At 67.6% G+C, this 23,133-nt stretch carries 24 protein-coding genes; 4 read left to right on the forward strand and 20 right to left on the reverse strand.

Annotated elements, in window-relative coordinates; translation table 11 throughout:
* Nucleotides 1-5: 5 nt before the first annotated feature.
* Together B5V46_RS07170 and B5V46_RS07175 are read right to left on the reverse strand one after the other, a co-directional pair.
* The gene (locus tag B5V46_RS07170; RefSeq protein WP_080615964.1) at nt 6-944 is read right to left on the reverse strand and encodes a 5,10-methylenetetrahydrofolate reductase; all 939 of its coding nucleotides are present in this window, start codon (nt 942-944) and stop codon (nt 6-8) included.
* 20 nt (nt 945-964) lie between these two features.
* Nucleotides 965-1,267 (reverse strand): virulence factor, encoded by a 303-nt coding sequence (locus tag B5V46_RS07175; protein WP_080615965.1) that lies wholly within the window; start codon nt 1,265-1,267, stop codon nt 965-967.
* A 572-nt stretch (nt 1,268-1,839) separates the two neighbouring features.
* On the opposite strand from B5V46_RS07175, the gene B5V46_RS07180 reads away from it, so the two are divergent.
* The 3 genes from B5V46_RS07180 (at nt 1,840) to B5V46_RS07190 (ending at nt 4,426) form a co-directional block, all read left to right on the forward strand.
* Nucleotides 1,840-2,409, forward strand: a complete 570-nt coding sequence (locus B5V46_RS07180; protein ID WP_080615966.1) for a hypothetical protein — start codon at nt 1,840-1,842, stop codon at nt 2,407-2,409.
* Nucleotides 2,410-2,512: 103 nt separating this feature from the next.
* Nucleotides 2,513-3,625: a Ppx/GppA phosphatase family protein gene (locus B5V46_RS07185; protein ID WP_080615967.1), complete on the forward strand. Its 1,113-nt coding sequence runs from the start codon at nt 2,513-2,515 to the stop codon at nt 3,623-3,625.
* A gap of 93 nt (nt 3,626-3,718) precedes the next feature.
* Nucleotides 3,719-4,426 (forward strand): RlmE family RNA methyltransferase, encoded by a 708-nt coding sequence (locus B5V46_RS07190; protein WP_080615968.1) that lies wholly within the window; start codon nt 3,719-3,721, stop codon nt 4,424-4,426.
* A 22-nt stretch (nt 4,427-4,448) separates the two neighbouring features.
* On the opposite strand, the gene B5V46_RS07195 is transcribed toward B5V46_RS07190, so the two are convergent.
* The 3 genes from B5V46_RS07195 to B5V46_RS07205 form a co-directional block, all read right to left on the reverse strand.
* Nucleotides 4,449-5,420, reverse strand: a complete 972-nt coding sequence (locus tag B5V46_RS07195; protein WP_080615969.1) for a quinone oxidoreductase — start codon at nt 5,418-5,420, stop codon at nt 4,449-4,451.
* A 3-nt stretch (nt 5,421-5,423) separates the two neighbouring features.
* A complete protein-coding gene (locus tag B5V46_RS07200) occupies nt 5,424-5,828 on the reverse strand; it encodes a carboxymuconolactone decarboxylase family protein (protein ID WP_080615970.1) in 405 nt (134 codons plus the stop codon).
* Between the two features lie 66 nt (nt 5,829-5,894).
* On the reverse strand, nt 5,895-6,716 hold the full coding sequence (locus B5V46_RS07205; RefSeq protein WP_080615971.1) for a cyclase family protein: 822 nt from the start codon (nt 6,714-6,716) through the stop codon (nt 5,895-5,897).
* A gap of 368 nt (nt 6,717-7,084) precedes the next feature.
* Between B5V46_RS07205 and B5V46_RS07210 the strand changes: the two genes are divergently transcribed.
* Nucleotides 7,085-7,399 (forward strand): hypothetical protein, encoded by a 315-nt coding sequence (locus tag B5V46_RS07210; RefSeq protein ID WP_080615972.1) that lies wholly within the window; start codon nt 7,085-7,087, stop codon nt 7,397-7,399.
* Between the two features lie 59 nt (nt 7,400-7,458).
* On the opposite strand, the gene B5V46_RS20730 is transcribed toward B5V46_RS07210, so the two are convergent.
* From B5V46_RS20730 to B5V46_RS07285, 15 genes are all read right to left on the reverse strand, one after another.
* Nucleotides 7,459-8,946 carry an FtsX-like permease family protein gene (locus B5V46_RS20730; protein ID WP_080615973.1) on the reverse strand — a complete coding sequence of 496 codons (1,488 nt, stop codon included), beginning with the start codon at nt 8,944-8,946 and terminating at the stop codon, nt 7,459-7,461.
* Nucleotides 8,943-9,632: an ABC transporter ATP-binding protein gene (locus B5V46_RS07220; protein ID WP_080615974.1), complete on the reverse strand. Its 690-nt coding sequence runs from the start codon at nt 9,630-9,632 to the stop codon at nt 8,943-8,945. The genes B5V46_RS20730 and B5V46_RS07220 overlap by 4 nt, the downstream gene beginning before the upstream one ends.
* 5 nt (nt 9,633-9,637) lie before the next feature.
* Nucleotides 9,638-10,123: a hypothetical protein gene (locus B5V46_RS07225; protein WP_080615975.1), complete on the reverse strand. Its 486-nt coding sequence runs from the start codon at nt 10,121-10,123 to the stop codon at nt 9,638-9,640.
* 96 nt (nt 10,124-10,219) lie between these two features.
* On the reverse strand, nt 10,220-11,974 hold the full coding sequence (locus tag B5V46_RS07230; protein ID WP_080615976.1) for an alkaline phosphatase: 1,755 nt from the start codon (nt 11,972-11,974) through the stop codon (nt 10,220-10,222).
* A gap of 606 nt (nt 11,975-12,580) precedes the next feature.
* Nucleotides 12,581-13,018 (reverse strand): SRPBCC family protein, encoded by a 438-nt coding sequence (locus B5V46_RS07235; RefSeq protein ID WP_080615977.1) that lies wholly within the window; start codon nt 13,016-13,018, stop codon nt 12,581-12,583.
* A 14-nt stretch (nt 13,019-13,032) separates the two neighbouring features.
* A complete protein-coding gene (locus tag B5V46_RS07240) occupies nt 13,033-13,866 on the reverse strand; it encodes a phosphoenolpyruvate hydrolase family protein (protein ID WP_080615978.1) in 834 nt (277 codons plus the stop codon).
* Nucleotides 13,866-15,062: a Tm-1-like ATP-binding domain-containing protein gene (locus B5V46_RS07245; RefSeq protein ID WP_080615979.1), complete on the reverse strand. Its 1,197-nt coding sequence runs from the start codon at nt 15,060-15,062 to the stop codon at nt 13,866-13,868. Before B5V46_RS07245 ends, B5V46_RS07240 begins: the two co-directional genes overlap by 1 nt.
* A gap of 328 nt (nt 15,063-15,390) precedes the next feature.
* Nucleotides 15,391-16,350 (reverse strand): ABC transporter ATP-binding protein, encoded by a 960-nt coding sequence (locus B5V46_RS07250; protein ID WP_080615980.1) that lies wholly within the window; start codon nt 16,348-16,350, stop codon nt 15,391-15,393.
* Entirely contained in the window at nt 16,347-17,327 is a 981-nt protein-coding gene (locus B5V46_RS07255) for an ABC transporter ATP-binding protein (protein ID WP_080615981.1), read from the reverse strand. The genes B5V46_RS07250 and B5V46_RS07255 overlap by 4 nt, the downstream gene beginning before the upstream one ends.
* Nucleotides 17,328-17,331: 4 nt before the next feature.
* Complete coding sequence (locus B5V46_RS07260) at nt 17,332-18,240, reverse strand: ABC transporter permease subunit (protein ID WP_080615982.1); 909 nt, start codon at nt 18,238-18,240, stop codon at nt 17,332-17,334.
* Nucleotide 18,241: 1 nt separating this feature from the next.
* The gene (locus tag B5V46_RS07265; protein WP_080615983.1) at nt 18,242-19,249 is read right to left on the reverse strand and encodes an ABC transporter permease subunit; all 1,008 of its coding nucleotides are present in this window, start codon (nt 19,247-19,249) and stop codon (nt 18,242-18,244) included.
* Between the two features lie 102 nt (nt 19,250-19,351).
* Nucleotides 19,352-20,947, reverse strand: a complete 1,596-nt coding sequence (locus tag B5V46_RS07270) for an ABC transporter substrate-binding protein (RefSeq protein WP_080615984.1) — start codon at nt 20,945-20,947, stop codon at nt 19,352-19,354.
* Nucleotides 20,948-21,178: 231 nt separating this feature from the next.
* Nucleotides 21,179-22,327: a sodium ion-translocating decarboxylase subunit beta gene (locus B5V46_RS07275; RefSeq protein ID WP_231119259.1), complete on the reverse strand. Its 1,149-nt coding sequence runs from the start codon at nt 22,325-22,327 to the stop codon at nt 21,179-21,181.
* A gap of 13 nt (nt 22,328-22,340) precedes the next feature.
* Nucleotides 22,341-22,739 (reverse strand): biotin/lipoyl-containing protein, encoded by a 399-nt coding sequence (locus B5V46_RS07280; RefSeq protein WP_080615985.1) that lies wholly within the window; start codon nt 22,737-22,739, stop codon nt 22,341-22,343.
* On the reverse strand, nt 22,736-23,131 hold the full coding sequence (locus B5V46_RS07285) for an OadG family transporter subunit (protein WP_080615986.1): 396 nt from the start codon (nt 23,129-23,131) through the stop codon (nt 22,736-22,738). The genes B5V46_RS07280 and B5V46_RS07285 overlap by 4 nt, the downstream gene beginning before the upstream one ends.
* Nucleotides 23,132-23,133: the final 2 nt, after the last annotated feature.

The following is a 23,133-nucleotide window of genomic DNA, read 5'->3' on the forward strand; positions in this document are numbered from 1 at the left end:
GCTCCTCAGTTGTCCTGGGCGGGGGCGAGGCCATGTGCGGCCAGCCACCGGGTGTTGGTCGCGATCCCGCCGAGCGGGAAGAAATGCACCCCGGCAATCGGGAAATCGGCCCGGCGCCGGGCGGTCCCGGCCAGATCGTCGAGAAAGCCATCGGGCGTGAAGGGCAGCACCAGCTTGCTGACATCGCGCGCCCGGCGCTGCAGCACGGCGAGCGACGGGCCGACGCCGCAGGCGATGGCATATCTGACCAGGGTCTGCAGCTTGGCCGGGCCCGCCACGCCGATATGGATCGGCAGATCGATGCCCCGGTCCCGGACCCGGTCGGCCCAGGCAATCACCGGGTCTGCCTCGAAGGCGAACTGGGTGACGATGGCCATCTCGGCATCGGTCCGCGCGGCGAAGGCCTGTTTCCAGCCGAGGGCCGCCATCATGTTGCGCTCGGAGCCGTCGGGGTCGATGTCGCGGCTGCCCTCGGGATGACCGGCGACATGCAGTCGGACGAAGCCCGCGCGGTCGAAGAGCCCGGTCTCGAGCAACTGCATCGAGGAGTGGAAGTCCCCCTTCGGCGTCGGGATGCCGCCCGCCAGGATCAGCCCCTCGCGGACCCCGGCCTCGCCGGCATAGCGCGCGATCCAGTCGGCAAGCGTCGCGGTGTCGGGGATCGAGCGGGCCGCGAAATGCGGCATCGGCACGAAGCCTTCCTCGGTCAGTCGCCGGGCGGTCGCCACCATGTCCCCGATCGGGGTGCCATCGAGATGGGCGACATAGACCCGGGTTCCGGCAGGCAGCAGCGTGCGGAAATTGGCAATCTTCGCGGCCGTCTTCGGCATCACCTCGATCGAATAGCCCCGGACGAATTCCGCCAGCTGCGCCGTTCGACCTGCCGTCTGGCCTGCCGACCCTCTGCCCGCCCTGTCGCATTTTCTGAAATTCAGCAGTGCCATTGCGTCCTCCCGCAGACCGTTCACGCCCGTTGCCAGCCGCAATCGGCGATCAGTTTCCCAAGTCGTGCCGCGTCATATTCAGCCGCGATCCGCTCGGTCTCGGCCGTGGCCAGCATCTCCGGATCGCCCTCGCGCTCGACGGGCTTCGAGCGGTGCCATTCGGCGAGATAGGCCTCGCTGTCCTTCGCGCCCACCCGCATCGCGCAACGGTCGATGGCCTGCTCGAAGCGCTCTGGCAGCACCCGCTTGGCGGCGCGGCGGCCCCGTCCCACGATGACCTGCGCCGGTATGTCGCGCCAGTAGACGATGACGAGTTCAGGCATCCGATTCTCTTCCTCCCTTCCCAAGGTGTAATCCGACCCGGTTCCGGCGCGGAGGCGGATTTCGACAGGATGAATGCGCGTTGCGACCTCGGCTTCGGTCGGTATCGCGCAGGACCGATCCCGGCGCCGGCGCAGAGGAGGCGCCGGGCCGACATTCCTGCCTCTGGGCGTCCTTTGGGCGGCGTCCCCTGCCATCCGGGCCTGGCTGCTCCCCCGGGTGCTGCCGAAACAGATCCCGGCGGAGACAGGCCCTGGCCGAAGCAGGCCCGGCAGGACAGAAAACCCGACCGAAAGGCTTATGGCCGAAAACGAGCCGCATGGTGCAGGCAGCGGGAAGAAAGGGCGCTCAGGCCGGGCCGCCTGCCGTTACGTCAATGCGAGAGGGGAGCCTAAATTTTAGAATTTTCTTCATTTTTCATGATAATTAGGCTTTTTCCGACCGATAAGAAAATCGTTTCATGGTACAGAATTGCGAGTCGCCCGGGCGGAGTCCGTGACACGCTCGTTTCGCGAGCGCAATACAGGTCAGACACAGGTCCGGCACGGGGACCAGTTGGTATGAGGATATGGCGATGAAAGCGCATCTGGGACAGGTGATGACGATTGTGGCTGGGCTGACCGCTGCCATGGCACTCGGACAGGCCGGGGCGACGACGATGCCGCCGGGGACCTTGAAACTGGTTCCGTCGCCGGTCTTCGAGAGCCGCTCCTCTGCCGATGACGGGACCTCGACCGATGTGGCGATCTCGCTCGGTGTCAGTGTGTGCCGTCATGCCGCGGCCGGGGTGACCCCGGCCTGCGCGCTGATGTTTCCCGCTGCGATCGCCTCGGATCACGGCGCGCGCAACCTGCCGCGCCCCGAACTGCTTGCCGCGCTCGATGGCGATGACGGAGCTTCGACCCCGTTCTGGCCCGGCAATGGCGGGGGCCGCGCTGCCGGCGGCGGCGGCACCGGCGCGCTGCCCTGGGCGGCGCCCAGCACCGTCAGCGGCGGCAGCAACGGGCGTCAGGGGGGCGGCGATGATCCGGCCCGGCCGCCCGTAGACCCGGACGATCCTTTGCCGGTGCCGCTGATGCCGAGCGCGGCCTTCCTGCTTCTGGCCGTGGCCGGGTTCGGCTCTTTCGTGCGCCGCCGGTCCTGAGACCGCGCCGCCCTCCGGGAAGGGCGGGCAGGCGCGATCTGTGGCATTGCACGAAGGTCTTCGGGCCGCTACCCTGCTGGCAACTCGATTGGAGGGCGATCCTATGGCGCCCAGGCGTCCGAATGGTGCGGGCGCGTTTCCCAAGGCGGTAGAGACTCCCGCGCCAGTTCCGCCAGATCCTGCAGCGCTTTACGCCGCGCTGGATCTCGGAACGAACAGTTGTCGTATGCTGATTGCCCAGCCCAAGGGCAGTCAGTTTCATGTCGTGGACAGCTTTTCGAAATCGGTCCAGCTTGGAACCGGCCTCGAAGGCTCGGGACGACTCAGCCGGGCCTCGATGGCACGCACGATCCAGGCGCTCAGGGTCTGCAAGAGCAAGCTCGAGACGCATGCGGTCGAACGGATGCGGCTGATCGCGACCGAGGCCTGTCGCCGCGCCGAGAATGCACGCGAATTCATCAAGATCGTGCGCCGCGAGACCGGCTTGCGGCTCGAGATCATCCAACCCGAGGAAGAGGCCCGGCTGGCAGTCGTGTCCTGCGCGCCGCTGGTCTCGACCAAGACCGAGCAGCTGCTGGTCGTCGATATCGGGGGCGGCTCGACCGAGCTTGTCTGGATCGATCTCTCGATGGTGCCGCGGCCCGACCGGCCCCGGGCGATCATGCGGCTGCATGCGGGCTTTCACAGCGAGACCGGGCCGTTCCCGGCCGCGCGCGTGGTCGACTGGATCTCGGTGCCGCTGGGGGTCGCGACGCTGAAGGAGCAGTTCGACGATGTCGAGGACGATCACGCCCGTTTCGCGCTGATGAGCTGGTTCTTCGAGGAGAACCTGGCCGAGTTCTCGCCCTATTCGTCCCAGCAGGCCAAGGAGGGGTTCCAGATTATCGGCACCTCGGGCACGGTGACGACGGTGGCGGCGACGCATCTGGGGCTCCGGCGCTATGACCGGACCAAGGTCGACGGGCTTCGGATGACCTCGGGCCAGATCGACGAGGTGATCCGCAAGTATCTCGAGCTTGGCCCCGAGGGGCGGCGGGCCGATCCCCGTATCGGGCGCGACCGGCATGCGCTGATCATGTCGGGGGCGGCGATCCTGCAGGCCCTGATGCGGGTCTGGCCGACAGATCGGATGTCGGTCGCGGATCGCGGTCTGCGCGAGGGTCTGCTTTATGCGCAGATGAGCGCGGACGGGGTTCTGGAGGAGGGGCCCTTCTGATGCGCCCCCGCCGCTCTGCACTTGCCGCGGCGGCCCGACTGGGGCAGATGTCGCGTCTGGGTATTTTTGCCAAGAAGAAGAACGAAGGCCGGTATGACGGAGAAGAAGGGATCGAGCGGGCGCGGACAGCGCGACCTCAAGGTCAAGGTCAAGACCGCGCGCGGGCGGCGGCTCTCGTCGACGCGCTGGCTCGAACGTCAGCTAAATGACCCTTATGTCAAGCGGGCCCGGGCCGAGGGCTATCGCGGGCGTGCGGCGTTCAAGATCATCGAACTCGATGACAAGTACCGGTTTCTGGTGCCGGGCGCACGGGTCGTCGATCTGGGCTGCGCGCCGGGCGGCTGGTGCCAGGTGGCGGTCAAGCGCGTGAATGCGCTGGGCGAGAAGTCGGGCAAGGCCATCGGCACCGTGCTGGGGGTCGATCTGCAGGAGGTCGAGCCCATCGCCGGGGCCGAGCTGCATCAGCTGGATTTCCTGGCCGACGATGCCGACGAGCTGGTCAAGGGCTGGCTCGGGGGCCGGGCCGATGTGGTGATGAGCGACATGGCGGCGGCCTCTTCGGGGCACAAGCAGACCGACCATTTGCGGATCATCGCGCTCTGCGAGGCGGCGGCGGCGCTCGCGTTCGACGTATTGGATGAGGGCGGCACCTTCGTCGCCAAGGTTCTGGCGGGGGGCGCCGAGGGCGGGTTGCAGACCCTGCTGAAACAGCGCTTCGACAAGGTTGCCAATGTGAAGCCGCCCGCGAGCCGGTCGGACAGTTCCGAGAAATTCGTGGTCGCGACCGGGTTCCGGGGCTGATCCCCGGATCCCGGCATGGAGGTCACGGCAAGAGCACCGTTGCCCCGGTGGTGGCACGGGTCTCAAGCGCGCGATGAGCCTCGGCCGTCTCGGCCAGTGGCCAGGTTTGCCCGACCCGGGGCGTCAGCGCGCCCTCGGCCACTGCTGCGAAGAGGTCTGCCGCGCGGGCGCGGAGCTCGGCCGGATCGGCGATGAAATCGAACAGCACGGGCCGCGTGGCCGAGAGGCTGCCTTTGGCGAGATCCGACAGGCGGAAGCCGTCGGGCAGGCCCGAGGACTGGCCGAAGCTCACGAACATGCCGCGCGGTTTCAGGCAGGCGAGCGAGCCGCGCCAGGTGTCCTGACCGACGCTGTCATAGACCGCATCGACGCCAAGCCCGTCGGTCGCGGCCATCGCCGGGCCCACGAAATCGCCCGCGCGGTAGTCTATCACCTGAGCATAGCCATGGGCACGTGCGAGCGCGGTCTTTTCCGGCCCGCCCGCCGTGCCGATGGCGCGCACGCCCTTGGCCGCCATCCATTGTCCGAGCAGAAGCCCCACGCCTCCCGCCGCGGCATGGATCAGCACGGTCTGGCCTTCGCGGACCGGAAAGCTCGAGGTCATCAGGTAATGCGCGGTCAGCCCCTTCAGCATGATCGAGGCCGCGATCTCGTCGGGGATTGCATCGGGCAGGGGCACCAGCCGGTCGGCGGGCAGAACCCGCGCGGTCGCGCAGGCGCCGGTCGGCGTCGTATAGGCCACGCGCTGGCCGACCGAGAGCCCCTCGACGCCCGCGCCCAGCGCTTCGACGCGGCCCGCGGCCTCGCTGCCGGGGATCAGGATCTCGCCCGGCCAGGGATAGAGGCCAGAGCGGAAATAGGTGTCGATGAAATTCAGCCCGACCGCGCCGTGGCGCACCAGCACCTCACCGGGGCCGGGGGCGGGCGGGGTCCGGTCGACCCAGTCAAGCGCCGCGGGGCCGCCCGGCGCGCGGGCGATGATCGCCTTGTCCATGGCTCAGACCTCGAATTCGGGATCGACCGGCACCTGCAGCGCGGTGACCAGCGCATTGGTCTGCGCGGCCAGCCCGATGACGGCCAGAAAATCCTGATACTGAGCCTCGGTCATGCCCTTGGCCCGCGCCCCGGCGGTATGGGAATGGGCGCAATAGGAACAGCCATTGGCGACTGAGACCGCCATGTAGAGAAGCTCTTTGGTCAGCGGGTCGAGCGCGCTTTCTCTCGCCATAACCGCCTTGACCTGTGCCCAGGTGGTTTCCAGCACCGCGGGCTGACCCGCCAGCGCGCGCCAGACATTGTTCACGAAATTGGTCTTGCGGGTGGCGCGGATGTCGTCGAACACCGCCTTGACGCGCGGGTCGGCCTCGGCCTCCGCGTCGCTCCAGATCTTCGCCGTGGCCATCGGGGCTCCTTGGATTGGGGAAGGGGCCGCTCCGGGGCAGGGGATCCGAAGCGGCGGGACATGGGGTCAGACCAGCGCGAAGATCCGCGCGGGCCCGCCGGTGCCGCCCTTGTGCCTGGGCGCGCCGATCACCAGCGTCGCGCCCGCGGCGGGCATCCGGTCGAGATTGGCGAGGCATTCGATGCCGAACCTCCCCGAGGGCAGCCAGGCGTAATGCGCCGCGAAATCGGTCGAGTTGCCCGGATCGAGCGAGAGCGTATCCGAGCCTATCGAGGCCGCGGCGGTGTCCTCGATCAGCATCCGGGCGGCCTCTGCATGGAAGCCCGGATAGTGCTGAACGCCTTCCGGATCGGCATTGCGAAAGCCCGGGCCGCTGGCCTTTTCGCTCCAGCCCGAGAACATCGCGACGCAGGCATGTTCGGGGATTTCGCCATGCGCCGCGATCCAGGCGCGGATGTCGTCGGGGGTGAGGGTGGTGTCGGCATCCTCGACGGCGCGGGCGGCGATGTCGATCACGCAAAGCGGCGCCACGAGGTTCTCGACCGCGATTTCGTTCACGGCCGCGCCATCGGCCGAGAAATGGAGCGGCGCATCGATATGGGTGCCGGTATGTTCGTTCACGCGGTATTCGGCGAGGTTGAAGCCGTGTTCCGCGAAATTGAACTTCTGGTCCCAGAAGAACTGCTGTTCGCCGAAGAAGGTGGGGAAGTCGGCCGAAAGCTCATGGGGCATGTCGGTTACCTTCGCGTGGCCCTGTGCCAGCGCCCGGGGCGCTGAGGCGCTCAGTCCGGCCGCCGCCGCCAGACCGGCCCCCGCCGCCCCCGCGAAGAAGCCGCGCCGCGACAGCATGCGGTCCTTGAGTGCCGTCATCACGCAGGTGTCGCACATCCTGGACCTCTCCCTGTGGCCGTCCCGCCGCTCGACGCAGGCAAGCTTAGAGAGCCCCGCGCAATCCTGTCAAACCCGGAACACCGGCCCGTTTTCGACCTTGCGCATCTGCGCGCCGCGCCCTTCTGGCCGGACAGGACGGCCCGGCATCGGCGGCGCCGTTACCGGAACGCTGCCGGGAAAGGCAATATCCTCAAAACATGGGTATTGTTGCGGATTTACGTCGCGGGGCAGGCCGATCACCGCATTCGACCGATGAAACGCGCGGAACCAATCGTATTATCGTATGTTAACCTGCTAGTGTGCTCACGAGAAAGCGTGTGTCACGGGGAAACCCGAGTACGAGCGGGAAGGAGCGACTAACCTCGATGCCCATTGTTTTTATGCTTACTTCAATTATGGGAGGGGTTTTTTCTGCGACCGTCGTATCTCTGATAATGGAAACGGGCTGGGGGGCGATCCTTCTGTCCTACTGGCTTGGCGGAATGGTGTGGGGCGGGGCTGCGGTGTCCTGCATGGCGCTGCGCCCGGACAAGGACGATTCTGACGCTGAGGCCCCGGATTACGAGGTCGCGTCAGGCGAGGATGCCCGGCCGGGCGCCCGGGAACCGAGAGGGTGCACGGCCAGATCGCGCGCGTCCGACGACGTCGAGAAGTCCGATCGCTGCGACTTCTTCTTCTGAACGCGCGCGAGGCTTTATTCCCCTAACCAGGCCAGAATCCGGACAGCGCCGGGAGGGGACTAATCGCGCAGCGCGGCGACCGGCGGCTGGCGGTAGGCGATCCAGGCCGGCAGCGCCGAAAGCAGCGCCGCGGCCAGCGTCAGCAGAGCCAGGGACCACAGATCGCTGCGCGCGAATGCGACCGGCAGCGGAAAGCCGCGCGCGCGGGCAAAGCCTTGCGACAGCGCCTCTGCCGCGGCATAGCCGAGGCCGAAGCCGCACAGGATGCCGGTGCCGAAGAGCAGCGCCATTTCAAGCCAGACGATTCCGAAAACCGCGCCCCGTGGCGCGCCGAAGGCCCGGAGCGCCGCGATCTGCCGGCGTCTCTGGCCGACCTGGATCACGGTGACCAGAAGCAGGGCCGCAGCCACCAGCACCTGCGCGCCGATCGCGACCGCGACCAGAACCCGTCTGGCATCGCCAAGCAGCGCGTAAAGCCCGGTCAGGATCTCGGCCGGAAATACCGCAAGCGTCTGCCCCGGCTGCCGGTAGGCCTGCCGCAGCAGATAGGCATCGGCAATGCTGCGCGGCTTGACCAGGATCGCGGGCAGGCCCGGCGGGTCTCCCGCCTGCCAATTCTCGTCAAGCGGGGCCTCCGGGTCGAAGGTGGCGCCGCCATGGGGCTGGTGCGCCTCATCCGCCTTGTGCGTTCCGTTTTCCTGCGCATCGTCGTGGTCGTGGTCGTGGTCGTGGTCGTGGTCGTGGTCGTGGTCGTGGTCGTGGTCGTGGTCGTGGTCGTGGTCGTGGTCGTGGTCGTGGTCGTGGTCGTGGTCGTGGTCGCCGGTCCCTGCGCTGACCAGAGCCACGGCGTCGTCATGACCCTCTGCCGCATGATCATGCCCGTGGTCATGGCCCTCGTCATGCTCGGCCTCTTCATGCCGGGCTTCGTCGTGGTCGTGATCCTCGCCCAGCCCGTGGACATGCCAGACCGCCTGGATCGGCACCAGGATGGCGCGGTCCCAGGGCGTGCCGGTGGGCGCGAGCCGCCCGGTCACGCGATAGGCGATCCCGGCATGGGCATGGCCGCCCTCGGCGATCAGGCCATGGGTCGGGACCAGCCTGTCGCCCAGCTCCATGTCGACCGCCGAGCCGATCACCGCCTCGCCTTCGGCTGCGAAGATCCGGCCCTCGGCAAAGCCCGTCGCCGTGTGCTCGATCAGCGTGGTGGTGGTGCCGATCATCGGATGACCGGCGACGAAATCGCCGAAGCCGATCGGTGCGGCCCAGGCCACGCGCGGGTCTTCGGTCAGGGCGATCAGCGTGTCGCCCGGCATCAGCGGCAGGGCCGCGGGCTGCAGGAAGACCGAGGACAGCACCAGCTGCGTCGCGCTGCCCGGCGCGCCGACGATCAGGTCGAACTTTTCCGCGGCGCGGGCGCTGCCCAGCCGGAAGGCGCGCTCCTGCAGGGTGATCGTGGTCCCGAGCGCGACCGCCAGCGCGATCAGCAGCACGACCACTGCCGAGCCAAGACGGAAACGTTTCAGATCGGCCAGAACGAACTGGATCACGGCAAGGCTCCTTCGCGGAGGTCATCGGTGAGGATCGCGCCCCCGGCCAGGCTCAGCTCGCGGTCGAGCCGCGCGCTCAGGCGGCGATCATGCGAGACCACGATCAGCGTCGCGCCCGCGCTTTCGGCCAGATCGAGCAGCAGCCCGGCGATGGCCGCGCCGCTTTCGGGATCGAGGCTGGCTGTGGGCTCGTCGGCGACGATGATGCCCGGCCGGCGCAGAAGGGCGCGGGCCACCGCCACGCGCTGCATCTCGCCGCGCGACATGGTCTCGACCGGCTGGCCGGGCCGGGCCAGGCCGACCTCGGCCAGAAGGGCGCGGGCGCGGGCCGTCATCGCCTGATCGGCGACCCGCGCGAGCCGCGCGGGCAGAAGCACGTTGTCGAGCGCCGAGAGCCCCGGGAACAGGTGGAACTCCTGCATGACGAGGCCCAGATTGGCGCCGCGCCAGCGGTCGCGCGCGCCTTCGGACAAGGCGGCGATGTCGGTTCCGTCCCAGATCACTTGGCCGGCCCGGGGCAGGATCAGCCCGGCCAGCACATTGACCAGCGTCGACTTGCCCGAGCCCGAGGGGCCGGTCACCGCGATGCGGCTGCCTGCGGGAATATCGAGCGCGGGGATGTCGAGCACCGGGGCGGCAAGCCCCGGATAGGCGACAGAGACGGCAGAGAGGCGAAGACCGGGCATCGCGCTCAGACCGTTCTGTAGCGCGCGTCGCGCAGGCGCAGCTGGCTGACGAAGCCGGTCTCGGGATCGACCCAGGAGCCGCGCTCGAGCAGTCCGGTGACCTCGATGGTCTGGTTCGGCTGCACGAAGGTCTGGCTGCGGTCGAGATAGACCACGACGATATTGTCGGGCCAGTCGGTATCGGTCGAACAGAACGGGCAGAGCGCCATCGGGATCGCGGTCAGCACGAAGAAGTTCGATTCCGCCTTCAGGGGCGGGGCCATGAAACCCCGGATACGCACCTTCTCTCCGGTCAGCGCGATCACCTTGTCCGAGAAGGTGAGGCCGAGCGGGCTGAAGGCGCTGTAAAGCTCGTCGAAGCCGATCAGCGGGGTGCCAGCCGCGGCGGCGGGGCGGGCCGTCGTCGTCAGGAACAGGCCGGGCAGAAGCAGGCCGGGCGCGAGCGCAAGGCAGAGCCTGCGGGTCCGGTCGGGGGCGGCGGTATCGGTCATGGCGGAATTCCGGGGCGCAGGGGAAGGGAACGGGGCGGAAGGGAATGGGGCCGGGCGGCGGGCGGTGCTCCGCCCGGGCCCGGCCCCGATGTCAGGTCACTTCCGGACGGCGCCCAGCGCGAAGGTCTCGGCCAGCACCTTGTAGACGTCCGACTGTTCCATGTAGCCCTTGAACGCCTCGGCGCCGGGACCGGTCGCCTGCAGCACGACGTCATCGACCGCATGCACCGCCGTATCGGCCGATCTCGGCAGGTTGCCGACCCTCAGCACCGCGCCGGGGATGTCCTTGTAGGCCTCGTTGGCGACATATTCGCCCTTCTCGTTCTTCACCGAAGGCTCGAACGGGCCGTCCATCTTGGGCCGCCAGGTCTCGTAGTAATCGGGGAAGTTGCTCGAGAAGATCGCCAGCCGCCGCGACACGTCGATCCGGTCGGGATAGCCGTCGCCATCGGCATCGGTGTAGGTCGGGAAGCCCGCGGCGTCATAGGTGCCGACCTTCTCGCGCATCTCGGTGCCGGGCTTGTCGTCGTCGATGGTGCCGATCACCGAGACGCCATGGGTATGGTCGCCGGTGACCACGATCAGCGTGTCGGGATGGGTCTCGGCAAAGGCGCGGGCGGCGGCGATGGCCTGATCGAACTCGATGGTGTCGATGACGGCGCGGTCCCAGTCCATCGGATGGGACATCTTGTCGATCGAGGCGCCCTCGACCATCAGGAAGAAGCCGTCCTCGTTTTTCGACAGCTGATCGAGCGCGGCTTCGGTCATCTCGACCAGGCCGGGCTGGTCGGGGAACTTGCCGACGGTGCCCTGGTGCAGGAAGCTGCGGTCGAGCTTGGTATCCATGTTGCCGGTATGGAACAGCCCGAGGATCTTGCCGCTGTTGGTGTCGCGCGCGGCCTCGAGCCCGGCAGCATCGGTCGCGAGCGTGTAGCCCGCCTCGCGGAACAGTCCGACATAGTCGGTAGCGTCCTTGCGTTTCGAGCCGGGGATGTCGGATTTGAGGAAATAGGCCGAGCCGCCGCCCAGCATGACCTCGGGCTGGACGTCATGGAACATGCCGACGATATCGGCCTTGTCGCCGCGCTTGCGGGTATGGGCGACGACGGCAGCGGGGGTCGCATCCTCGAGCTCGGAGGTGGTGACGACACCGATCGACTTGGCCGTCATGCGGCGGAGCGCCTCGGCGATGGTTTCGACCCTGGGGTCGTCCTGGGTCGGGGGCGTGCGGTCGGCATAGACGCCCAGCGCGTTCACCCGGGCCTTGTGGCCGGTCATGTAGGCCGACATCGTGTTGGCCGAGTCGGTCGCGACCGAATGGGTCGAGGAGGTGCCGATGAAGGCCATGTGGTCGAGATCGTCCATCGCCAGCCGGCCATCCGCCTTGCCCTCGGTCATGCCCTTCGACATGATCCGCGCCGCGGTCCGGTGCGCGACCGAAAGTCCGTCGCCGACGAAGAAGATGATGTTTTTGGCCTGCGGCGCCTCGGGCGTGGCATAGACCTCCCAGGTGACGGTCCTGGTCTCGTCGCCGGCCCTGACCTCGACGGTGTAGCTGCCGGGCTCGGCCAGGGCCAGGTCGCGCAGGATCAGCGCCGAGCCCAGCACCGCGTCGTCCTCGCCCTTCTCCTCGGCCACGTATTCGGCGCTGGTGCCGAACGTTTCGGCATAGGGTCTGCCATTCACGGTAACGGCGATTTCCGCTTCGGGATGAACGGCATCGAGCTCGATCTTGAAGTCGAAGGGCGAGGAGACGAGGATCGTCGCCCGGTCGAGCGGATAAATCGCGGTGGCCTGCGCCGCCCCGGCGAGAAGGGTGGTGGCGGCGAGCGCGGATAGCAGAGTTCGCATGGATACCTCATTGGTCGAAAACGACAGGGGGAGTTCCCTGCGGGTTCCGCTAAAGGCTGCATGTATCGCGCGTGTGACAAGGCCAGCGACAAGGCCCGTGAAACCGCCCGTGAAAAGGCAGATGAAAAAGCGGCTGGTCGCGGGCCGTTTCTGCAGAGCGGCGAGGAGCGCGGCCAGGACTGTCTCGGCACGGTGCGCATGGGGCGCGCAGAGGCGGTCAGGGGGGGCAGCGGACAGGTGAGCGGCCTGCGGCGGGGGCCGACAACTCGGGCCGCGCCGGTTCGCTCGGGGCGCGGGCGATTTTCGTTGCCTCTCGCCAAGCTGATCGCGGCCCGACGCGCCCCTGCCTCGATTGCTGCGGCAAGAGGACCGGTTGGCTTCGTTCATCAACCGCCGGCCAGGGCTCCGGTTGCGCGGGGCCTGCGGTTGTCAGGAGAGGTCCTGTCGCCGCGATCCCGCTGCGGGGCGCCTGCCGCTTCGAAACGGCGTCGGGCGCCAAGGCACGGGCCATGCCTCTCGTGTCCTGTGCCGTTGTCCCGGAGCGTCTTGGGCCGGGGCTGATACCATGAGGCCGGACGGCGAAATGGCCGCCGTCCGGAAGACCTTTCAGCCGAGCTGGCGTTTGAGCGCGGCCCAGCCCGCGGCGAAGACGCCCTCGGAAATCACCGGGCCGTATTTGCCGCGGTCTTCCGGCGCCTCGTCGAACTCCGCTTCCCAGAGGGCGAAGGTCTCGCCGGTCTCGGAGACCGGGAAAAGCGCGATCCGGGCGATGTAGTTCTCGACCGGGAAGGCCGGCTTGACGAAGCTGTAGCTGAGCGTGAAAGCGCTGTCGTCGAGCGACAGCAGCTTTTCGCGCACATGCCCGCCGCCGCCCGCCAGATGGAAGGAGCGGACGGCGCCGACGGTATCGGCGCGGAGCCCGTCCTCGATCTCGCTGCGCTCGATCGCCGGATGCCAGCTGGGCAGCCCGTTGAAGTCGCGCAGGATCTCCCAGACCTTCTCGATGGGCGCGGGGATCACCGCGCTGGCATAGGCCCTGGCCATAAGATCCTCCCTTTTCAGCCTCGGGTGATGGTCTTGAACCGCCGCGTCTGGTCGATCAGCGCGGTTTCGGTCGGCAGCCGCTCCATGCTGGAGGCGCCGTAGAAGCCGTGGCAGTCGGGCGCGTTCGACAGCACATAGGTTGCGTCCTCGGGCATCGAGATCGGCCCGCCATGACACAGCACGATCACGTCCTTGCGCACGCTCAGCGCGGCCTCGGCAATGGACTGGACCTTGACGGCGCTGTCTTCCAGCGAGATCGCGGTATCGGCCCCGATGGCGCCGCCCGTGGTCAGGCCCATATGCGCCACCACGATATCGGCGCCCGCCTCGGCCATGGCCTTGGCCTGATCGGTGTCGAAGACATAGGGCGTGGTCAGCATGTCCTTCGAGCGCGCCAGCGCCACCAGATCGACCTCGAGCCCGTAGCCCATGCCGGTTTCCTCGAGGTTCTGGCGGAAGGTGCCGTCGATCAGCCCCACGGTCGGGAAGTTCTGGATGCCCGAGAAGCCGATGGCCTTCAACTGGTCGAGAAACGGGTCGAAGTTGCAGAACGGATCGGTGCCGTTCACACCGGCCAGAACCGGGGTGTTCCTGGCCACCGGCAGCACCTCTCGGGCCATCTCGACGACGATCTCATTGGCATTGCCATAGGCCAGAAGCCCGGCCAGCGAGCCCCGGCCCGCCATCCGGTAGCGGCCCGAATTGTAGATCACGATCAGGTCGATGCCGCCGGCTTCCTCGCATTTGGCCGAGAGGCCGGTGCCTGCGCCGCCGCCGATGATCGGGCGGCCCTCGGCGATCATGCCCCGAAATTTCTCCAGCAGATCCTTGCGTTCGAACCGGGCCATCAGGCGATCTCCTTCCAGTGGATGTACAGCGCGTCCGAGAACGCCTCGTCATTGATATTGTGGGGTAGCCGGATCAGCCGCCGGTCCGGGGTCTGCTCGACCGTGGCCTCGAGGGCGTCGAACAGCGCGTTGCGGGCTTCGATCAGCTCGAAGGGCATGCCGGGCGCGTCCAGCATCGACAGGCCGCCCCCGGGCAGCAGGAAACGCACCGGCCCTTTGCAGGCATTCAGCCGGGTTCCGATCCATTCTCCCATCTGGCGGCATTCGTCGGGCGTGGTCCGCATCAGGGTGATCTGGGGATTGTGCTGATAGAAAAGCCGGTGGGCATAGCGCTCGGGCACTGTCGCGCGCGCGCCGAAATTGACCATGTCGAGCGCACCGCAGGAGCCGACATAGGGAATTCCGGTGCGGGCGATAGCCCCCAGCCGGTCCTCGGTCGCGGCCAGGATGCCGCCGAAGAGCAGATCGCAGATCTCGGTCGTGGTGGTGTCGATGACCGACGAGATCATGCCGGAATCGACAAGCTTTTCCATCGCCTGACCGCCGGTGCCGGTGGCATGGAAGACGATGGGATCGACCTCGGCCTCGAGCCGCTCGGTCAGATGGGTGACGCAGGGCGTGGTGACGCCGAACATGGTCAGCCCGACTGCGGGACGGTCGTCGCCCGCTTCCTCGGGGGCGGCCTTTGCCATGCCCGCGATGGCGCGGGCTGCATTGCCGAGGATCACCCGCGAGATCCGGTTGAGGCCCGCGACATCGGTGACCGACGGCATCATGGTGATGTCGGAGGGGCCCACATAGGGCGCCACATTGCCCGAAGCCAGCGTCGAGACGATCAGCTTGGGCACGCCCACGGGCAGCGCGCGCATGCCGGGCGCGACCAGCGCGGTCCCGCCCGAGCCGCCAAGCGAGATCATCGCGCCGATATCGTCACGGGTCGCGACGAAGGCCTCGAAGGCCGCCGCCATCCCGGCCACGGCCGAGCCGCGGTCGCCCGTCAGCACCGCGCCCGTGCCCTCGGGGTGGCAGGCCGCCACCTCGGCCGGGGTTACATCGGCAGTGCTGCGATGGTCCGATGAGGTCGAGAGGTCGACCTTGACCACGCCGAGCCCCTGATCGGCCACAAGCCCTGCGACATGCGCGAGCTCGCGACCCTTGGTGTCGAAAGTTCCGACGACGAAGACCTTTTTCGTCACCTCGTTCTCCCTTTTCGGCCGAAGAGCCTGCTTGCCTCCGGGTCCCAACCTTGCGGCTGATCAAAGGGTTAACACAGGGTTACGGTCGATCCAAGCGCCGCTGCGCGGCCGTCATCGGGGCGCTGACCGGGCATCGGTCATGGCCTCAGTCATGGCCTTGGGCAATGGCCCCTGGCAGGGTTCTCGTCACGGATCAGGGCAGGCCGCCGGTTTCCCGGTAAAGGCGAATGACGAGGTCGGCCGAGCAGAGAGGCGCGCGCTCCGGACGGTCTGTCCGCGCGGGAGGCGGGGCCGGGGCACAGGGGGACGACCCCCGGGCTCCGGCGGCTCAGACGCCTTCGGGGAAGAAACAGGCGGCCGCATGGGGCGCGCCCGCAAGCTCGGGGCGGCTCTCGCGGCAGCGGGTCTCGGCCTTCCAGCAGCGCGGCGCGAAGGGGCAGCCATCGGGGATCGCCAGCGGCGACGGCAGCTCGCCCTGCAGCTTGATCCGCTGCCGCTCGGGGTCGGGCTCGGTCGTGGGCGTGGCCGAGAGCAGCGCCTTGGTATAGGGGTGGCGCGGATTGGCGAAGACATCGTCCTTGGTGCCGAACTCGACCGGGCGGCCGAGATACATCACCATGACATCGTCGGCGACATGGCGCACCACCGAGAGGTCATGCGAGATGAAGAGATAGGCCAGATCCATGCGTTCCTGCAGATCGAGCAGCAGGTTCAGCACCTGGCTCTGGATCGACAGATCGAGCGCCGAGACCGGCTCGTCCAGCACCAGAAGCTTGGGTTCCAGCATCAGCGCGCGGGCGACCGCGATCCGTTGCCGCTGCCCGCCCGAGAACATGTGCGGAAAGCGGTCGTAATGCTCGGGGCGCAGCCCGACCAGCCGCATCATCTCGCGCGCCTTCTCGGCCCGCTCCTTCGCGCTCATGTCGGGGCGGTTGATCTTCAGGGGCTCTTCGAGGATCGTGCCGATCCGGTGGCGCAGATTGAGCGAGCCGTAGGGGTCCTGGAACACGATCTGCACGCTCGAGCGCAGGCTGCGCCAGTTCTCGGGCGTGGCCGGACGGCCGTCGAGGGTGAGGCTGCCCGAGGTCGGCTCCTCGATCAGCGTGATCAGCCGTGCCAGGGTGGACTTGCCGCAGCCCGACTCGCCCACGACCGCCAGCGTCTTGCCGGCCTCGATCGAGAAGCTCGCCTCGGACAGCGCGCGCACGAGGCCGGGCTTCGAGAACATCCCGCCGCCCACTTCGTAATGGCGGGCGAGGTGATCGGCGACAACGACAGGGGCGGTCATCGGGCGGTCTCCTCGGTTGTGCTCGCGAGCGGATAATGACAGCGGGCCAGCCCGAGCCCGGGGGGCTGGACGGACGGCGCGGTACGGTGGCAGCGCTCGTCGGCAAAGCGGCAGCGCGGCGAGAACAGGCAGCCCTCGGGCCGGTCGAACTGGCCCGGCACGACGCCCGGGATCGTCGGCAGCCGGCGCTCGGTCGCGCGTTCGGGCAGGGCGGCCAGAAGCGCCGCGGTATAGGGGTGGTGCGGGGTTTCGAAAAGCGCGCGGACCGGCTGTTCCTCGACCTTCTGGCCGGCATATTGCACCTGCACCCGCTCGGCGGTCTCGGCGACGACGCCCATGTCATGGGTGATCAGGATCAGCGCCATGCCGGTCCGGCCCTGCAGGCCGCGCAGCAGATCGAGGATCTGGGCCTGGATCGTGACGTCGAGCGCGGTGGTGGGTTCGTCCGCGATCAGCAGGCGCGGCTCGCAGGCCAGCGCCATGGCGATCATCACCCGCTGGCTCATGCCGCCCGAAAGCTGGTGCGGGAAGGCGTTCAGCCGACGCTCGGGATCGGGGATGCCGACCATCTCCATCAGCTCGATGGCGCGGGCATGGCGGGCGCGGCGGTCGAGCTTGAGGTGCTGGCGCAGCGTCTCCTTGATCTGGAATCCGGCGGTGAAGCAGGGATTGAGCGAGGTCATCGGCTCCTGGAAGATCATCGAGATGTCGCGGCCGATCACCCGGCGCCGCTGGCGCGGCGTGAGGCTGCGCAGGTCGATGCCATCGAAGCTCATCTCGTCGGCGGTGATGCGCGCGGTCCAGGGCAGAAGCCCCATCAGTGCCATCATCGAGACCGACTTGCCCGAGCCGCTTTCGCCGACGATGGCCAGGATCTCGCCCTTGTCGACGGTCACGTCGACCCCGTCGACGGCGCGGAACGGGCCGCCTGCGGTCGAGAATTCCACGGAAAGGTTACGGATGGACAGGAGCGCCATGAGATCAGCTCCGCTTCAGTTTGGGGTCGAGCGCGTCGCGCAGCCCGTCGCCCATCAGGTTGATCGACAGCACCGTGATCAGGATCGCGAGGCCGGGGAAGGTCACGACCCACCAGGCGCGCAGGATGAATTCGCGGGCCTCGGCCAGCATCGTGCCCCATTCGGGTGTCGGCGGCTGCGCGCCCATGCCGAGAAAGCCCAAGGCCGCCACGTCGAGGATCGCGTTCGAGAAGCTCAGCGCCATCTGCACGATGATCGGTGCCAGGCAGTTTGGCAGCACGGTGATGAACATCAGCCGCCCCAGCCCCGCGCCCGCGACCTTGGCCGAGGTGACATAGTCGCGGGTCCGCTCGCTCATCACCGCGGCGCGGGTGAGGCGCACGTAATGGGGCTGCAGCACCACGGCGATGGCGATCATCGCGTTCACAAGGGAGGGGCCGAGGATCGCCACCAGCACCAGCGCCAGCAGAAGCGAGGGGAAGGACAGGATGATGTCCATCAGCCGCATGATGACGGTGTCGAGCCATTTCGGCGCGAAGCCTGCGATCAGGCCGATCAGGATGCCGGTCGAGGCGGCCAGCACCACCACGACGAGGCCGACGAAGAAGGAATAGCGCGCCCCGTGCAGGAGCCGCGAGAGGATGTCGCGGCCCAGGGGATCGGTGCCGAGCGGAAAGCTCCAGCTGCCCTCGGCGGTCCAGAAGGGCGGCATCAGCGTATGCGCGCGGAACTGCTGGGTCGGGTCATGCGGAGCGATGATGTCGGCGCCGAGTGCCAGCAGAACGAAGAAGACGAAAACGTAAAGTCCGATCACCGCGCCGCGGTTCTCGCGGAAATAGCGCCAGAATTCCTTGAGGCGGCCGGGACGTTGCGGGGCTGCTGCGCGGGGCGCATCGGCGGTCGTGTCGGCCATCTCAGCGTTTCCTGATCTTGGGATTGATGACGCCGTAAAGCAGGTCGACGATCAGGTTCACGATCATCACCATGCCGGCGATGAGCAGCAGCCCTCCCTGCACGACGGGGTAGTCGCGCCGGTAGATGCTGTCGACCATCCACTTGCCAATGCCCGGCCAGGAGAAGATCGTCTCGGTCAGGATCGCGCCGGCAAGCAGCACGCCGACCGACAGCCCGATCACGGTGACGACGGGGATCAGGGCGTTTCTCAGCGCATGCAGGCCGTTGACGCGGACCGGAGCCAGTCCCTTGGCCCGCGCGGTGCGGATATAGTCCTCGCCCAGCACCTCGAGCATGGCCGAGCGGGTCTGCCGGGCGATCACCGCCAGCGGGATCGTGGCCAGCACGATCGAGGGCAGGATCAGGTGCTCGACCGCCGAGGCGAAGGCGCCCTTCTGACCCGACAGAAGCGAGTCGATCAGCATGAAGCCGGTCGCGTCGGGGAAATAGTAAAGCAGGTCTATCCGGCCCGAGACCGGGGTCCAGCCGAGCGTGCCGGAGAACACGATGATGAGCAGCAGCGCCCACCAGAAGATCGGCATCGAATAGCCCACCAGCGCGGTCGACATCAGCGCCCGGTCGAAGAACTTGCCCCGGTTCACCGCGGCGATCACGCCCGCCGGAAGGCCGAGGCAGATCGCGATCACGATGGCGCAGAGCGACAGCTCGACGGTGGCGGGGAACAGCGCGAAGAACTCGTCCCAGACGGGTTTCTTGGTGACGTAGCTCATGCCGAGATCGCCATGCAGGATACCGGTCAGGTAATCCCAGAACTGCACAAACAGCGGCTGGTCGAAGCCGAACTGCTCGCGCAGCTCCTGGTAACGTGCCTCGGAAAGGCCACGTTCGCCAGCCATGACGATGATCGGGTCGCCGGGCAGCACCCGGATGAAGGCGAACGAGATCAGCGTCACGCCGACGAAGGTCGGGACGAAGGTGAGCAGTCTCGTCAGGAAAAATCTCAACATTTTCTTGCGGCCGTGTCCGTGGACTGGGGGCGTGCTGGTGTCATGGCGGCGCCAAATGCCCCTAACGGCGGGGCTTGTAAAGCCCCGCCGCCCATTTTGTGATCACTTGTCGAGGCTGACCTCGGTGAAGATGTGCAACCCGAGCGGGTGCACCTTGTAACCCTCGACCTCGTCGCGCATCGGCATGAACACCTTCGAATGCGCGATCGTGGCCCAGGGAGCCTGCTCCTTGAAGATGACCTGCGCCTCTTCGTAAAGCTTGGCACGTTCGGCCTGGGTCGGCTTGGTCTTGGCCTCCTGGATCAGCTTCTCGAAGGGCTCGTAGCACCATTGCGAGCGGTTCGCGCCGCCGACCCCGTCGCAGCTGAGCAGGGTGCCCAGGAAGTTGTCCGGGTCGCCATTGTCGCCGGTCCAGCCCAGCAGCACCGCGCCGTCGCGGTCCACCTCTTTCGAGCGGTCGAGATATTCGCCCCATTCGTAGGAGACGATCTCGGCCTTGACGCCGACCTTCTCGAAATCGGCCTGCATCATCTCGGCCATGCGCCGGGCATTGGGGTTGTAGGGCCGCTGCACCGGCATCGCCCAGAGCTTCATCGACAGATCGCTGACGCCTTCCGCCTCCAGCATCGCCTTGGCGGCCTCGGGATCGTAGGGGTCGTCCTCGACCGCGTCGTTATAGCTCCACATGGTCGGCGGGATCGGGTTCTTGGCGACCTCGCCCGCGCCCTGGAACACGACATCGATGATGGCCTGCTTGTCCATCGCCATGTTCAGCGCCTTGCGGACCTTCGGATTGTCGAAGGGCGGCTGCTGGGTGTTGAAGGCCAGGTAGCCGACATTCAGGCCTTCCTGCTCCTTCACGGTGATGCCGTCCTGGGACTTCATCTCGGCGATATCGGCCGGGTTCGGGAAGGGCATCACATGGCATTCGCCCGCCTTCAGCTTCTGGTAACGGACCGAGGCGTCGGGGGTGATCGCGAAGATCAGGTTGTCGAGCTTCGGCAGCCCCTCGCGGTAGAAGCCGTCATGCTTGCGATAGCGGATCACCGCATCCTTCTGATAGGCGACGAAGGCGAAGGGACCGGCGCCCAGCGGCTGCTGGTTCAGCAGGTCGGGTCGGCCCTGCTCGAGCAGCTGGTCGGCATATTCCGTGGACATGATCGAGGCGAAATCCATGGCCATGTTGGCGATGAAGGGGGCCTCGGGCCGGGTCAGGTGGAAGGCGACGGTCAGGTCGTCGACCTTCTCGATGCTGTCGATCAGTTCGGGCATCGACATCGCGTTGAAATATTCGAAGGTGCCGCCCGAGGCGTTGTGGAACGGGTTCTCGGGGTCGAGCTGCCGCATGAAGCTGAAGATCACGTCATCGGCGGTCATATCGCGCGTGGGCGTGAAGAAATCCGTGGTCTGGAACTTGATGCCGGGCCGCAGATGGAAGGTATAGGTCTTGCCGTCCTCGGAGATGTCGTAGCTTTCGGCGAGCCCGGGAATCACTTCGGTGGTGCCGGTCTTGAACTCGACAAGGCGGGCATAGACGGCCTGTCCGGCGGCGTCGAAGGTCGTGCCCGAGGTATAGAGCGCGGGGTCGAACCCTTCGGGCGAGCCCTCCGAGCAATAGACCAGCGTCTGTTGCGCCGCGGCGGCCGAGGCCAGGCTCAGCGCCAGCGCGGAAGTGGTGAGAAACGTATGTAGGGTCATTTTGCACCTTTCATGGGATCCCGGCATCCTGTCCCATCGGTCATGCCGGTGATCTGTTTGTTGTCGAAGGCTTCGTAACCAAAGCGACTTGCGGTCCGGGGGTCAACGTCGAGTTGACGCGCGGCCGGGCGACGCGGCGGCCGCGAGCGGGACGTTTTCCTTGGGGCAATGAGGCGAAAGGAGCTGCGCGGCGGCGGCGGTCCGCGCAGCCTGCGACAAGAGGTCCGGATTTCAACCCGCGTATTGGGCGATGAAATAGCCCGCGACCACCGCCGTGCCGATCACGCCCGCGACATTCGGTCCCATGGCGTGCATCAGCAGGTAATTGCCCGGATCGGCGCGCTGGCCCTCGATCTGGCTGACCCGCGCCGCCATCGGCACCGCCGAGACCCCGGCCGAGCCGATCAGCGGGTTGATCTTGCTCCGGCTGACCAGGTTCATCGCCCTGGCCATCAGCACGCCCGCGGCGGTCGCGATGCCGAAGGCGATGACGCCGAGCCCGAGGATCATCAGCGTGTCGGCATTGAGAAAGCGCTCGCCGGTCATGGTGATCCCGACCGAGGTGCCCAAGAGGATCGTCACCACGTTGATCACCTCGTTCTGCGCCGCCTTGGCCAGCCGGTCGGTCACCAGGCTCTCGCGCAGGACGTTACCCAGCATCAGCATGCCGATCAGCGCCGAGGCGGCGGGGACCAGCAGGATCACGATCACCGTCACCAGCCCGGCGAAGATCAGCTTTTCCAGCCGCGAGACCGGGCGCAGAGACTGCATCCGGATCTTGCGCTCGGCCTCGGTGGTCAGCGCGCGCATGATCGGCGGCTGGATCAGCGGCACCAGCGCCATGTAGCTGTAGGCCGCGACCGCGATGGGGGCCAGCAGATGCGGCGCCATCTTGTTGGCCAAAAAGATCGAGGTCGGCCCGTCGGCGCCGCCGATGATGCCGATGGCGCCCGCCTCCTGGGGCGAGAAGCCCAGAAGTGTCGCCCCGAGGAAGGTGGCGAAGACCCCGAATTGCGCAGCGCCCCCCAGAAGCAGGGTGCGCGGATTGGCGATCAGGGGCCCGAAATCGGTCAGCGCGCCCACGCCGAGGAAGATCAGGGGCGGGAACAGCTCCAGATCGACGCCGAGCGAGATGTAATGGAACAGCCCCCCCGCCAAGCCCTCGCCGGGCGGGTTCACCAGCCCTTCGGTCGGCAGGTTGGCCAGCAGCGCGCCGAAGGCGATGGGCACCAGCAGAAGCGGTTCGAACTTGCGGTAGATGGCGAGGTAGAACAGCCCCGCCACGATCAGCCACATCACCGCCATCTGCCAGGTGACGTCGGGCAGGGCGGTCATGCCGATCAGGCTGTCGAGCCGGTCGCTCAGCGGATTGGGCAGCATCGGGCGGACCTCCTCAGGACAGGACCAGCAGGACCTGCCCCTCGGTCACGGTCGCGCCGGGGGCCACGTTGATCGCCGAGACGGTCCCGGCCTGCGGCGCGCGGATGTCGGTATTCATCTTCATCGCCTCGAGCACCATCAGGGGCTCGCCCGCAACGACGCTCTGGCCCACCGCGACCGCGACGCTGACCGTGGTGCCGGCAAGCGGGCTCAGGACCGCGCCGGGCTGGGCAGGCGCCGCGACCGAGGGCGCCGCCGCCGCGACGGAGGGCGCCGCCGGGGCGGGGCGGGGCGGTGCGGACGCGCTGCGGGGGGCTGGTGCAGCTGTGGGGGCGGTCCCGGGCCCGGTCTCGATCTCTTCTACCGTCACCTCATAGGGGGTGCCGTCGACGGTGATCCGCAGGCGCTTCATGGCTTCGGTCCTTCTGTGATCTCTGGCATCCGGGCGCCAAGCCGGGGCCGGGTCGGCCCCCAACCGGTGCGGACGCGATGGGCGGCGAAGGTCTCGATCCGGCCTTCGAGCGGCCAGCCGTCGACCAGATGGGCGGGCGCGGCGACATGTCTGACGCGGTAGCCCGGCCCGAGCGTTTCGGCCACCGCCGCCGCGATGGCCGCGATATGGTGGGGCGGCACGCCCGCGCTCTCGGCGAGAGGCCGGCTGTCGGGCGTTCCTGAGGCGGCGGTCTTCCGCACAGCCGCCCGCGTGAAGCCCCACCCGATCAGCGCGCAGGCGCCCCAGATCGAGGACAGGACCAGGATCACCACCGCAAAGCCGGTTCCGATCAGGGCAAGGTTTTCCAGCATGA

It is taken from the genome of Rhodovulum sp. MB263 (assembly GCF_002073975.1).
In the GTDB taxonomy this organism is placed as follows: Bacteria; Pseudomonadota; Alphaproteobacteria; order Rhodobacterales; family Rhodobacteraceae; genus Rhodovulum.